The 12975-nt window shown below is 72.3% G+C and carries 9 protein-coding genes and 1 pseudogene; 5 read left to right on the top strand and 5 right to left on the bottom strand.

Annotated elements, in window-relative coordinates; genetic code table 11:
- Window positions 1-51 precede the first annotated feature (51 nt).
- On the top strand, window positions 52-807 hold the full coding sequence (locus O5O46_RS21630) for a GntR family transcriptional regulator (protein WP_269857174.1): 756 nt from the start codon (window positions 52-54) through the stop codon (window positions 805-807).
- A gap of 7 nt (window positions 808-814) precedes the next feature.
- Here O5O46_RS21630 and O5O46_RS21635 read toward each other — a convergent pair whose 3' ends face one another.
- Entirely contained in the window at window positions 815-1636 is an 822-nt protein-coding gene (locus O5O46_RS21635) for a hypothetical protein (RefSeq protein WP_269857175.1), read from the bottom strand.
- Window positions 1637-1820: 184 nt separating this feature from the next.
- On the opposite strand from O5O46_RS21635, the gene O5O46_RS21640 reads away from it, so the two are divergent.
- The 4 genes and pseudogenes from O5O46_RS21640 (at window position 1821) to O5O46_RS21655 (ending at window position 5569) form a co-directional block, all read left to right on the top strand.
- Window positions 1821-3017: a thiolase family protein gene (locus tag O5O46_RS21640; protein WP_269857176.1), complete on the top strand. Its 1197-nt coding sequence runs from the start codon at window positions 1821-1823 to the stop codon at window positions 3015-3017.
- 25 nt (window positions 3018-3042) lie between these two features.
- Window positions 3043-3696: a protocatechuate 3,4-dioxygenase subunit beta gene (gene pcaH / locus O5O46_RS21645; protein WP_269857177.1), complete on the top strand. Its 654-nt coding sequence runs from the start codon at window positions 3043-3045 to the stop codon at window positions 3694-3696.
- Window positions 3693-4252, top strand: a pseudogene (pcaG, locus tag O5O46_RS21650) (protocatechuate 3,4-dioxygenase subunit alpha). Before pcaH ends, pcaG begins: the two are co-directional and overlap by 4 nt.
- 249 nt (window positions 4253-4501) lie before the next feature.
- Window positions 4502-5569, top strand: coding sequence for a chitinase (locus tag O5O46_RS21655; RefSeq protein WP_269857178.1), 1068 nt, complete (start codon window positions 4502-4504; stop codon window positions 5567-5569).
- Window positions 5570-5634: 65 nt separating this feature from the next.
- On the opposite strand, the gene O5O46_RS21660 is transcribed toward O5O46_RS21655, so the two are convergent.
- The 4 genes from O5O46_RS21660 to O5O46_RS21675 all read right to left on the bottom strand — a co-directional run bounded on the left by O5O46_RS21660 (window position 5635) and on the right by O5O46_RS21675 (window position 12648).
- Complete coding sequence (locus O5O46_RS21660; protein WP_269857179.1) at window positions 5635-6420, bottom strand: VOC family protein; 786 nt, start codon at window positions 6418-6420, stop codon at window positions 5635-5637.
- A gap of 104 nt (window positions 6421-6524) precedes the next feature.
- The gene (locus O5O46_RS21665) at window positions 6525-7055 is read right to left on the bottom strand and encodes a universal stress protein (protein WP_269857180.1); all 531 of its coding nucleotides are present in this window, start codon (window positions 7053-7055) and stop codon (window positions 6525-6527) included.
- A gap of 169 nt (window positions 7056-7224) precedes the next feature.
- On the bottom strand, window positions 7225-8640 hold the full coding sequence (locus O5O46_RS21670; RefSeq protein ID WP_269857181.1) for a M1 family metallopeptidase: 1416 nt from the start codon (window positions 8638-8640) through the stop codon (window positions 7225-7227).
- A 78-nt stretch (window positions 8641-8718) separates the two neighbouring features.
- On the bottom strand, window positions 8719-12648 hold the full coding sequence (locus tag O5O46_RS21675) for a Pls/PosA family non-ribosomal peptide synthetase (RefSeq protein ID WP_443072590.1): 3930 nt from the start codon (window positions 12646-12648) through the stop codon (window positions 8719-8721).
- Between the last annotated feature and the right edge of the window lie 327 nt (window positions 12649-12975).

The raw sequence follows: 12975 nt of genomic DNA on the forward strand, positions 1-12975 counted from the left end.
CGATCACATACGTGGCACACGCACGGATCGCGTGCAGGGATGTGGACGGGGATGATCGTGGCGGACGGGCGCCAGGCGATGTACCGGAAGGTCGCCGCCGAACTGCGGCAGGGCATATCCGATGGTGCCTACGGCTCCGGCGGCAGACTGCCCGCCGAGGCCGCGCTGGCGGAGGCCTACGGCGTCTCCCGCGGCACCATCCGGCAGGCCCTCGCCCTGCTGCGCGCCGACGGGCTGGTCACCTCCCGGCGCGGCACCCGCCGGGTGGTGCTGGGCACCGCCAGGGTGCAGACGTTCAGCGAGACCGTCAGCTTCACCCGCTGGGCGCGCTCGCTCGGCGAGGAGCCCGGCGGCCGGGTGGTGGACGTGGTACGGCGCCCCGCCGACCCGGTGGAGCGCGAGAAGCTGCGGTTGGCAGAGGGCGAGGAGGTGTGCCTGGTGCTGCGGGTGCGCACCCTGTCCGCCGTGCCGGTGATGGTCGAACGCTCGGTGTATCCACGGCACATCGGGGAGATCGTCGCCGGGCTCGACCCGGCCGCCGTCTCGCACACCGTGCCGCTGGAGGAGCACGGCGTGCGCTTCACCGATGTGCACCACACCATCGATGTGACCTATGCCGACGCGGACGACGCCGCACTGCTCGGCTGCCGCGCCGGTGCGGCGCTGCTGCGCGAACGACGGTGCAGCACCGATCCCACCGGATCTCCCGTGGAGTGGTCCGAGGACCGCTATCTGCCGGGGACGGTGGCGTTCACCGTGCACAACTCCTCGGCGGCCACGGCGCTTTCGCGCCGCACCACTACCTGACGCGGCGTCAACTGTACGGTCGCAGCCATCCGCGGGCCACCTCGGCCAGCGCGTCCGCGATCCGGGCGCGGGCCGCCGGATCGTGCCGCACCGTGAAGCTGCTCTCCACGTGCACGAACGGCACCCCGTGCGCGGCCGCCCGCCTGGCCTGCACGTTCGTCGTGCCCTCCAGGCCGTCGCAGCGCTCCTTCCACACCCGGCACACCCGGAACCCCTGGCCGTCCAGCAGCCGCGCCGCCTTGCGCACCGCGTCCCCCGGCGGTGCCGGGCCCGGTGAGACCACGACGTCATGCCCGGGAGCGCTGGCGTCGGCGAAGCCGTGCACCTGGATCGCGGGCAGCCCGCGCGCCACCAGGGCTTCGCACACCGCGTTGAAGGCCGAGTCCGCCCGGTGCGCCACATCGGCGCAGTCCCCCTCGCCCGCGGTACGTAACGCACCGGCCAGCACCAGCACCCCGCCCGGCGCCCGGTCGAACACCTCGGCCGCCAGCCGCCCGGTGCGCAGATCCGAGCGCGGATGCGGGGCCTGCACGCTCCAGCGCGCGGGCCGGGTCACATCGACGTAGACCCGGCCCCAGCCCCGCCCGGTCCACGACGGTTCGCACAGCTCCGCCAGGTCCCCGCCGGCGCGGCGCAGCGTGCGCAGTGTGTAGCCGATCGTCGCGAGCCGCCCGCGCGCCGCGTCCGGTCGCCCGTCCAGCACCTCCAGCACCCCGGCCGCCAGTGCCTCGCGCTCCGCCCGGTCCGGGACCCGATAGCCGCCCGTCACCGGAAAACCCGTGATGAACGCCCCGATGCGCTGCGCCAGATCGACAGGCTGCGCCGACACGGACTTGCCCTCCTCGCCTCTGCCGCGACCGCCGGAAGACCAACGCCACCGCCACCGGCCCGGTTACGCCCGTGGCGGGGAAGGAGGCGTTGACAGCGCCGACGGCCGGGCACAGACTCGGGCGCGAGCCGCCGCGATCTTCGGTTCGCCGGGTGGACAGGGCAGGGCGCAGGGAAGGACACCGATGAGTACTGGCGTGGCAGCCCGTGATGTGTACATCGCCGACGCGGTGCGCACCCCCATCGGCAAGTACGGCGGCGCGCTCGCCGGAGTACGGCCGGACGACCTCGCCGCGCATGTCGTACGGGCCCTGGTGGACCGCAGCCCCGAGCTGGATCCGGCCAGGATCGACGACGTGGTGCTCGGCAACGCCAACGGCGCCGGCGAGGAGAACCGCGACGTGGCCAGGATGGCCGTGCTGCTCGCCGGGCTGCCGGTCACCGTGCCCGGCTCGACCGTCAACCGGCTGTGCGGATCCGGGCTTGAGGCGGTCATCCAGGCATACCGCGCGGTGGCGCTCGGTGACGCGTCGATCGCCGTCGCGGGCGGTGTGGAGTCGATGAGCCGCGCGCCGTGGGTGGTGCCCAAGCCGGAGCGGGCCTTCCCCACCGGGCACCAGGAGATGTACTCCACCACGCTCGGCTGGCGGATGACCAACCCGCGGATGCCCAAGGAGTGGACGGTCTCCCTCGGCGAGGGCGCCGAACTCGTCGCGGACCGCCACCACATCACCCGCGAGGCACAGGACGCCTTCGCCCTCGCCAGTCATGAGAAGGCCAGCCGGGCCTGGAAGGACGGACTGTACGCACCGGAGGTGGTACCGCTCGACGGCAGCGACCTGCTGCGCGACGAGACCATCCGCGACGCCACCTCGCTGGAGGCGCTGGCCAGGCTGAAGCCGGTGTTCCGTGAGCACGGCACGGTCACCGCGGGCAACGCCTCACCGCTCAACGACGGCGCCGCCGCGCTGCTCATCGTGGACGAGGCGGGGCTGAAGGCGACCGGCCGCGAACCGCTGGCCCGGATCAGCGCCACCGCCGTCACCGGTATCGAGCCGCACCTGTTCGGGCTGGGCCCGGTGGAGGCGGTCAACCGCGCCCTTGAGCGCTCCGGGCGCCGCTTCGCGGACCTGCGGACCTTCGAGCTGAACGAGGCGTTCGCCGCCCAGGCGTTGGGCTGTCTCGCCGAGTGGCCGGAGCTGGACCCGGCCGTGGTCAATCCGCGCGGCGGTGCCATCGCCATCGGCCACCCGCTCGGCGCCTCGGGCGCCCGGCTCGCCGGAGCCGTCGCCCACCAACTCGCCGCCGCGGGCTCGGGTACGGGCCTCGCCGCCCTGTGCATCGGGGTCGGCCAGGGCCTCGCCCTCGTTCTGGAACGCTAGGAGCCCGAACACCAGGAGGTCGCGCATGACAGCGACGGACGGACCAGAACCGTACACCGGCGCCTTATCCCGCCAACCTAGGAACGCCCTGGTCGTGGTGGACGACCCGGACGCCGTGGAGCTGACCGGACCGGTGTTCGGCACCGCCGACGTCACCGAACCCGATGCCGACCTCACCCGGCAGCACCCCGGCCAGCCGCTGGGCGAGCGCATCACCGTCACCGGCCGGGTACAGGACCGCGCCGGCCGCCCGGTGCGCGGCCAACTGGTCGAGATCTGGCAGGCCAACGCCGCTGGACGCTACGCGCACCGCCGTGACCAGCACGACGCCCCGCTGGATCCCAACTTCACCGGCGCCGGACGCTGCCTCACCGACGAGCAGGGCCGCTACCGGTTCACCACGATCCGGCCCGGCGCCTACCCCTGGGGCGGGAACTCCCGCTCCTGGCGGCCCGCGCACATCCACTTCTCCCTGTTCGGCACCGCCTTCACCCAGCGGCTGGTCACCCAGATGTACTTCCCCGGCGACCCACTGCTGCCGCTGGACCCCATCTGGCACGCCGTACGCGACGCGGCCGACCGCCAGCGGCTGGTCGCCGCCTACGACCCCGAACTGTCCGTCCCCGGCCGGTCGTTGGGCTACCGCTGGGACGTCGTCCTGGACGCGGGCCCGCGATGACCGGGCGACGCACACCGCCCCAGACCATCGGCCCCTACTTCGGCTACGCGCTGCCGCGTCCGGACGGCGGCCGGATCGCGCCCACCGGGCACCCGGAGACCATCACCGTGCACGGCCGGGTGCTCGACGGCCAGGGCGAACCGGTGGACGACGCCCTGCTGGAGTTCTGGCAGCCGGCCCCCGACGGCTCGCGCACCGGAGCGCCCGGCTCGCTGCGCCGGGAGGCGGTGGGCGGTGCGGCCGTCGGCCGGGACGGTGTGGCCTTCACCGGGTTCGGCCGGGTCGCCACCGGCGCGGACGGCGGCTACGTACTGCGCACCCTGCGGCCCGGCGGGGTGCCGTATCTGTCGGTGTGCGTTCTCGCCCGGGGACTGCTGCAACACCCTTCACCCGGGCGTACTTGACGCAGGCCGTCGATCCGCTGCTGTCCTCGCTGGACGCGGGGCGCCGCGCCACACTGATCGCGGTGCCGGAGCGCACCGGGGTCTACCGCTTCGACGTACGGCTGCGCGGCGACGGGGAGCACGAGGAGACGGTCTTCCTCTCCTTCGGGTAACCGGCCGAAGGGACAGGGGCGTTGGCGATTTTCTCGGTGTCGGCGTCTTGACGCGGGACATTGGTCCAGGCCAATTTATTGAGCGTGCGGTGACCGCGGTGTCCCACGGGGCACCCGCGCCGTATGCGCCCCCACGCACGCCAGGACGCCGCCCTCCCCATGGCCGCGGCGCCGCCATCACCCGCGCCGGGACGGTGTGCCCGACCACGCCGCCCGGCGCGGGCTCCACCCCCACATCCGGAGTCCGCCATGCCGCAACGCTCCTCCGCCCTGCCCATCAGGCCCCCAAGAGACAAGGGCAGGCGCCGCACCGCGGTGCTCGCCGCGGCCACCGCGCTCCTCGCGGGGTCCATGGCGCTCACCGCCAACACCGGCAGCGCCGCGGCGGCCACCACGCACCCGCGCCCGGCGGCCAGCGGTTTCGGCGGCTTCTCCCCGTACGCGGACCTGTCGCTCTACCCCCAGTACGACCTGGCGAACGGCGCCTCGACCGAGGGCACCAAGTACTTCAACCTCGCCTTCGTCACCGACGGCGGAAGCTGCGACCCCAAGTGGGGCGGCGTCACCGACCTGTCCGACCAGACCACCACCGCCAACATCGCCGCCCTGCGGTCCGCCGGAGGCGACGTTCGGGTGTCCTTCGGCGGCGCCAACGGCACCGAGCTGGCGACCAGTTGCTCCTCGGCCACCGACCTGGCCGCCGCGTACCAGAAGGTCATCGACCAGTACTCGCTCACCGACATCGACTTCGACGTCGAGGGCGCCTCGGTGGCTGACACCACGTCAGTGGACCGGCGCAACCAGGCGATCGCCATCCTGGAGCAGAACAACCCCGTCCTCCAGGTCTCCTACACCCTGCCGGTGCTGCCGAACGGACTGACCTCGGACGGTGTCAACATCCTCAACAGCGCCAAGAACAACGGCGCGACCATCGCCGCGGTGAACGTGATGGCCATGGACTACGGCTCGTCGTTCCCGACGGACATGGGGCAGAACGCCATCGACGCGGCAACCGCGACCCAGGCGCAGATCAAGTCCGTCTGGCCGGACCTCAGCGACGACCAGGCGTGGAACAAGGTGGCGGTCACCCCGATGATCGGACTCAACGACCTCACCAGCGAGACGTTCACCCTCGACAACGCCGCCAGCCTGGTCTCGTTCGCCCAGAGCAAGTACCTGGCCTGGCTGTCGTTCTGGTCCGCCACCCGCGACCAGCCCTGCCCGGGTGGCTCCACCGGCTACGCCCAGCCGACCTGCTCCTCCGTCGACCAGAGCCCCGGCGCGTACGGCCAGGCCATGAGCGGCTACACCGGCTGACCGCCCGGCACCGGCGCGAGGGGGCCGCGGCCCCCTCGCGCCGTAGACCGTGAAGCCGTGCGGCGTCAGGCCGAGGGCGGCATGGCGATCACACCGAACACCCCGCCCTGCGGATCGCGCACCACGGCCATCCGGCCCGCGGGGATCTCGTAGGGCTTCTGCAGCACCGCTCCACCGGCTTTGGTCAGCTGCTCGACCGTGGCATCGGTGTCGTTCACCGAGAAGTACGAAAGCCAGTGCGAGGGCGTGCCTTCAGGGAACTGGTCAAGTCCCTGCGCCCCGGCGACGGTTCGTCCTCCGGCGTGCATCGTGAAGTAGCCGGGCATCTCCTTGTACGGGGTGAACCTGACGCCGAGCATCCGCGAGTAGAAGTCCGAAGCGGCCTGCGGATCCTGCGAGTTGAGTTCGTTCCAGCACAGTGTGTTCGGCTCGTTGACGAGTTGGGCACCGAAGAAGTCCAGGGGCTGCCACAACCCGAACACACCACCGGTCGGGTCGACGCCGACCGCCAGTCGGCCGATGTTCGGCGGCACGTCCATCGGCCCCATGAAGACCTGCCCGCCGTTGGTCCCGGCCGCCGCTGCCGCCGCGTCGATGTCGTCCACCGACAGGTACGTGGTCCAGGCGGTCGGCGGTGCGGGCTGACCCTCCATCGCCATCGCCTTGCCGATCCCCGCCACGGCCCTGCCGCGCAAAGTACAGACCGTGTAGCCGCCCACCTCCTCCGGGCCGACCTCCCCTGACCAGCCGAAAAGCTCGCCGTAGAAGTCCAGCGCGGCCTGCTGGTCGCCCACCATCAGATCCACCCAGCACGGGCTCCCCACCGGGTACGGAGCTGTGACCTCGGACATGCCCTCGCCTCCACGTCTCGGCGGTCCGCCGTTCGGCACGGCGGACGATGTCCATCCCCTCGGCTCCACCCTTGCCGAGCCCCGCGTCGGCCGCCACTCGGGGGTCAACGCGCGGCGGTGGCCTGCCCCGCGCGGGCCAGCATGGTCATCGGGTCGCCGACGCGCAGCGCCCGCTCCAGGGTGTCGAGCAGTTCCGACGGCGGCACGGCCAGCACGCTGCACTTGGCGTGCGCCAGGCAGTAGCGGCTCACCGCACCGTGGAACAGCCGGCGCAGCCGACCGCGCCTACCGGTCCCCACCACCAGCAGGTCATCCGGCCGGTCGGCGAAGTGCACCAGTGCCTGACCGGCGTCGCCGCGCACCACCCGGCCGTGGATCCGCATCCCCTCCGGGTAGCCACCGAAGGCCTGCGCGAAGGCGGTGTCCAGCCGCTTGCACGCCGCGTTCTCCCACTCCCTCAGCAGCGGCGGGCAGGGACTGCGGCGGTACGCGACCTCGCCGCCCACCGGGGTCCAGGCGAGCACCGGCACCAGGAGGGCGTCCCGGCGGCGCGCCTCGTCCACCGCGCGGTGCAGCGCCGCCAGACTGCTCAGCGATCCACTCACCCCGACGATGACCCGCATGCCCTCGGCCATGACCGTTCGCTTCCCTTTTCCCGCTCCGTCCCAGGGGTCCCTGCTGCCCCGGGCGATCCGCCCCTCCAGTGGACGTCCGGCGCAACTGCGGCAATGACCGCCTTGACGAGCTCCGTACGGCCGCCGCGCACTCCTTGACGAGCCCTTGACGTCATCGAACCTGGTCTGGTCAGACGCGCTGCGGCAGGGGCGGCAGCCGCTTCTCGTACAGCCATGGCCGGAACAGGTCGTCCAGCTTCCGGTGACCGTGCCGCTCCGCCAGGGCGATGAACTCGCCGGTCGCGGCGTTGCCGTGGCGGTACTCGGCCGCCCAGGCCCGCAGTGTGGCGAAGAACGCCTCGTCGCCGATCGTGGTGCGCAGCGCGTGCAGGGTACAGGCGCCGCGGGAGTACACCCGGTCGTCGAAGATCCGGTCGGGTCCCGGGTCGCCGATCCGCAGCCGCTGGCCGTCGTCGGCGAGGTCGGCCCAGTTGCGCGCCGCGAGCCGGTCGGCGCTGGCGCCCCCCGAGTGCTCGGACCACAACCACTCGCAGTACGTGGCGAATCCCTCGTTGAGCCAGATGTGCCGCCACTCGACGAGGCTGACGCTGTTGCCGAACCAGTGGTGGGCCAGCTCGTGCGCGACCAGGTGTTCACTGCCGCGCCTGCCGTCCACGTGGTTCACGCCGAACAGCGAGAACGTCTGGTTCTCCACCGGCTCGTCGAGTTCGGCGTCGACCACCACCGACCCGTACACCTCGAACGGATACGGCCCGAACAGGTCCTGGAACAGCCGCATCATCTGCGGCTGCCGCCCGAAGTCATGGTCGAAGGCGGCGGCCAGCCGCATGGGGTACGCGTTGCGGATCGGTACCGGGCCGCCCTCCTGCGTGGTGAAGACGAAGCGGCCGATGTTGAGCGTGGCCAGGTAGCTGGCCATCGGCCCGGCGTGCTGGTACGTCCAGGTCGTCCCGGCCCCCGGCACCGCCGTACGGTCGGTCAACTCCCCGTTGGCGACGACCTGGTAGCTCTCGGGCACCGTCACCGCGATGCGGTACGCGGCCTTGTCGCCCGGCTGGTCGTTGCACGGGAACCACGAGGGCGCGCCCAGCGGCTGGCTGGCCACCAGCACACCGGTGGGCGAGCCGGTGGTGTAGTCCCAGCCGATCTCTCCGAACGGGGTGCGCAGTGGCTTGGGCCTGCCCGAGTAGCGCACCTCGCAGACGAAGCGCCGCCCCGCGGACAGCGGGCTGACCGGAGTGACGCGCAACTTGCCGCGGCGGTGCCGGAACTGGGCGGTGGCCCCGTCCACGCTCACCGCGGACACGGTGAGCGTGGACGACAGGTCGAGGCCGAAACCCTCGCCCGCCGCGTCCGCGGTCGCGGTCACCCGTGCGACGCCGTCCAACGTGCGGGTCGCCGGGCGGTACGTCAACCGCAGGTCGTACTCGGCGACATGGAAGCCCGGGTCGCCGTGGTTGGGGAAGTAGCGGCCCGGGGCCGCCGCACGCGCGTCATCCGGCCCCTCGTAGGCGTCCGCCGCGGCGCACGACACGGGAAGCGAGAGCGCACCGGCCACGAACGCCCGGCGAGTCCACGGACACACGGTTCAATCTCCTTGGGAATCCGGGGGGTTCCGGGCCCGCCGCGTCACGTCGACACGGCGGGCCCGGAACGAGGCGGTTCACGCCGAGGCGACCGGCTCGGCGTCCGACGTCCACGAGGACACCGGGTTGCCCAGCCAGCGGGTGCCCGAGGGCACCTGCTCACCGCGCATCACCAGGGACGACGGGCCGATCACGGTACCGTCGCCGACCGCGGAACCGGGCAGCACGATGGAGTGCGGACCCAGTGTCGCGCCTCGACCGAGCCGCACGCCGTCGACACGCATCAGCCGGTCGTGGAACAGGTGCGTCTGCAGCACACAGCCGCGGTTCACGCTCGCCCCATCACCCAGCCGCACCAGGTCCGTCTCCGGCAGCCAGTGGCTCTCGCACCACACTCCGCGCCCGATCCGCGCGCCCAGCGAACGCAGCCACATGTTCAGCAGCGGGGTGCCGACCAGGGAACCGGCCAGCCACGGCATCGCCAACTCCTCGACGAACACGTCGTACAGCTCGTTGCGCCACACGAACGAGGACCACAGCGGGTGCTCACCCTGCCGGAACCGGCCCACCAGCAGCCACTTGGCCGCCGTGGTGGTCACACACGCCACCGTGCCCGCCGCCAGCAGCAGCACCCCGGCCAGCGCCAGTGCCGCCGCCCAGCCGTCGAGGTCGACCAACTCCTGCAACGCGACGAACGACACGTCGCCCAGCACCGCGGTGCACAACAGCGGGATGAACCGGCACAGTTCCACCGCCGCCCGGGCCACCACCAGCCGCGTGGGCGGCGCGAAGGTGCGGCTGGGATCGGCGCCGTCCGCGTTGCGGGCGACGGTGAACCCGGGCCTGCCCAGCCAGGACGAGCCGGGCTCGGCATGTGCGGGCGCGTCGGAGAGCACCCCGACCAGCGACTCGTCGGGCAGTGACCGACCCGGACCGACGATGCCCGAGTTGCCGACGAACGAGCGCCGGCCCACGCTGGACGGCCCCAACCGCAGCCAGCCGCCGCGCACTTCGTACGGCGCCACCAGCGTGTCGTCCGCCAGGAACGCGCCGTCCTCGACCGTCATCAGCCCCGGCAGCGCCAGCACCGTGGACAGCTCGGCCCGGCGGCCCACCCGGGCGCCCAGCAGCCGCATCCACACCGGAGTGAACAAGCTGGCGTAGAGCGGGAAGAGGGAGCCGCGCGCCTGGTCCATCAGCCCCGAGGTGATCCAGGCGCACCAGGCAGCCTTGCCGTGCGCCGGATGGAAGCCGGGCTTCAGCGCCCGGCTCGCCAGCCGGACCAGCACGACTATCAGCCCCGCGTAGAAGGTCATCGTCATCGCGGTCAACACCGGTGCGGTCCACAGCAGATGGCCCAGCAGGGTGCCCAGCGACGCATCGCGCCCGGCGATCCAGTACAGCACCGCGAGCGCGGGAATCGTGGACACCAACGGCAGCACGTTGAAGCCCAACAACGCCGCGGCGTACGCCGGATACCACCGCTTGGAGTGCCCACCGCGCGGCTCGGGCCACTCGGCGCCCACCGGATCCGCGTCCCGCGCGGGCCTGGCCGGGCTGCCGACCCAGCGCTGCCGCGCCGGCACCACACCGTTCACCAGCGAACCGGGTGCGATCTCCGCGCCCTCGCCGACCGACGCCCCGGGCAGCAGCGTCGAGCGGACCGCCACCCGGGCGCCCGCGCCGACCTTCACCCCGCCGAGGTGCAGCACATCGCCGTCCAGCCACCAACCGGCCAGGTCGACCTCGGGCTCAACGGCGCAGCCGTCGCCGAGTTCGGCCATGCCGGTCACCGGCGGCATGGTGTGCAGATACACATCACGGCCGACCGTGCAGCCCAGCGCACGTGCGTACCGTGCGGCCCACGGCGTACCGATCAGCCCCGGCACACCGAACGTGGCCACCACGCGCTCGGCCGCCCACAGCCGCAGGTGTACGGCGCCGCCGCGCGGATGCGCGCCGGGCCGCAGACCACGGGTGAGCAGCCGGGCCGTTCCGGCGCCGATCGCCAGCCGGGCGGGCGCGCTGTACAACACCAGCCAGCCGCCGAGCACCACCCACCACGAGGTGTGCGGCGCCCACGGCAGCGGCCCCACCAGGTTGTCCAGCGTGGCCAACGCCAGCAGCCAGCGCATTCCGGTGATGGTGTACAGCACGGCCAGCACCAGGCACTGCACCACTCCGGCGCGCTTCGGTGTCGGCCGCACCTCGCGCTGGGCCCCGGACGACTCGCCGAACGAGTCCAGCCGCTCGGCCAGCGCCAGCAGCCCGGAGCAGTGGTAGACGTCCGCCACCGACACGTCCGGATACCGCTCGCGCAGCGTGGAGACCAGCTTCGCGGCGGCCAGGCTGGTGCCGCCGAGCGCGAAGAAGTCCGACTCCGCCGTGACCGGCAGGCCCAGCAGGTCCTGCCAGCGCGCCGCCAGCCAGCCCGCGGTGCCGTCGAGTTCCTCGTCCGCCCGCGGCTGCGTGTTCGGCAGCGGCCAGGGCAGCGCGTTGCGGTCCACCTTGCCCGAGGTACGGGTGGGCAGATCGTCCACCACGGCGAGCACCGGAACGAGTGACTGCGGTAGCTGGTCGAGGAGTTGACGCCGGGCGGCCGTGGTGTCAAGGCCGTCCCCGGCCGGCACCAGATAGCCCACCAGCACCTGGCCGCCGCCCGAGGTGCTCCGCACCGCCGCGGCGGCGGCCCTTACCCCGGGCAGCGACTGCAACGCGGCGTCGATCTCGCCGAGTTCGACCCGGCGTCCGGCGAGCTTGACCTGTTCGTCGGCGCGTCCGACGAACACCAGTCCTTCTGGCTCCGCCCGTACCAGGTCACCGCTTCGGTAGACGCGGCGGCCGGGCAGCGCGGGGTGGGCGCTGAACTTCTCGGCGTCCTTGGCCGCGTCGAGGTAGCGGGCGGTGCCGACGCCGGCGATCACCAACTCACCGGGCTCGCCCCAGGACACCGGTCGGCCCTCGGCGTCCACCACGGCGATCTCCCAGCCGTCCAGCGGCTTGCCGATGCGCACCGGCTCGCCCGGCACCATCCGGGTGGCGCAGGCGACGACCGTGGTCTCGGTCGGGCCGTAGGTGTTCCACATCTCGCGCTCGCCGCCGAGCCGGTCCACCAGTTCGGCCGGGCAGGCCTCGCCGCCCACGATCAACAACCGCACCCGGTCCAGTGATTCGACCGGCCACAGGGCGACCAGGGTCGGCACCGTCGACACGACGGTGATCGCCCGGTCCACCAGCCACGGCCCCAGATCGGTGCCCGCCCGGACCAGTGAACGCGGGGCGGGCACCAGGCAGGCGCCGTGCCGCCAGGCCAGCCACATCTCCTCGCAGGAGGCGTCGAACGCCACCGACAGTCCGGCCAGTACGCGGTCGCCGGGTCCCAGCGGCGCCCGCTGGAGGAACAGTCGGGCCTCGGCGTCCACGAAGGCCGCCGCCGACCGGTGGGTGACGGCAACTCCCTTGGGCTTTCCTGTGGTTCCGGAGGTGAAGATGATCCAGGCGTCATCCTCCGGCGACGGTCTGCGCCGCCTGCCGTACGGCGGCGCCTCGGGGCGGGCGAGCACGGAGAGTCCGGCACCGATGACGGCGGACACCGCCGCCTCGGACCAGATCATCTCGGCCCGCTCGTCGGGGTCGTCGGCGTCCACCGGTACGTAGGCCGCCCCCGCGTACAGCACGCCCAGCACGGCCACGTACAGGTCCGCGGTGCCCGAGGGCACGCGTATGCCGACCCGGTCACCCGCGCCGATGCCCTCCGCGCCCAACTTGTCGGCGAAGGCGGTGACTTCGGCCAGCAGCGTGCCGTAGTCGAGGACAACGCCCCCGGCGTCCAGGGCCGGAGCCGTGGGATGTGTCCGCGCGGACGACTCCAGGACGTCGATGAGCGTACGGGCCGGTGCGGGCGGTACCGCTGGCCAGAGCGCCCCCGAGGCGGGGGAGTTGGTCAGTAAGTCCTGTTGGGACGGAATCCGGCGCGCCGGGGTGGCGTACTGCGGTTGCAGTGTCAAGGAGAGTCCTTCTGGATCACGCCCTGAGCGGGCGAGCTTGTTTGCACATATACAGACGCGCGACGGGATGCCGTAGTTGGCGACAAAGGCGCAAACAGTGGACCAAGAGTCAGTAGCCCTCCATAAAATCTGTTCGAAAAAACGTCAAGGAGCGCCGGGCGCCCCGATGAGACGTTGGTAAGCCAAGCATGAGAAGAACATAAGAGAAAACTGAGCGGGCGTCGGGGTCGCGCAACGATGCGTATTTCGAACGGCTTTACCAGCCGCTTGCGGGGGCGTAACCGGCGATTTCGAAACCCCACCCGGTGAACAGTCGGCCGAGCGCGG

This window comes from Streptomyces sp. RPT161, assembly GCF_027533845.1.
GTDB classification, from domain to species: domain Bacteria; phylum Actinomycetota; class Actinomycetes; order Streptomycetales; family Streptomycetaceae; genus Streptantibioticus_A; species Streptantibioticus_A silvisoli_A.

Coding starts and splice junctions, on each gene's coding strand:
- O5O46_RS21630 (WP_269857174.1), top strand. CDS start 52: ATGATCGTGGCGGACGGGCGCCAGGCGATGTACCGGAAGGTCGCCGCC.
- O5O46_RS21640 (WP_269857176.1), top strand. CDS start 1,821: ATGAGTACTGGCGTGGCAGCCCGTGATGTGTACATCGCCGACGCGGTG.
- pcaH (WP_269857177.1), top strand. CDS start 3,043: ATGACAGCGACGGACGGACCAGAACCGTACACCGGCGCCTTATCCCGC.
- O5O46_RS21655 (WP_269857178.1), top strand. CDS start 4,502: ATGCCGCAACGCTCCTCCGCCCTGCCCATCAGGCCCCCAAGAGACAAG.
- O5O46_RS21660 (WP_269857179.1), bottom strand. CDS start 6,420: ATGTCCGAGGTCACAGCTCCGTACCCGGTGGGGAGCCCGTGCTGGGTG.
- O5O46_RS21665 (WP_269857180.1), bottom strand. CDS start 7,055: ATGGCCGAGGGCATGCGGGTCATCGTCGGGGTGAGTGGATCGCTGAGC.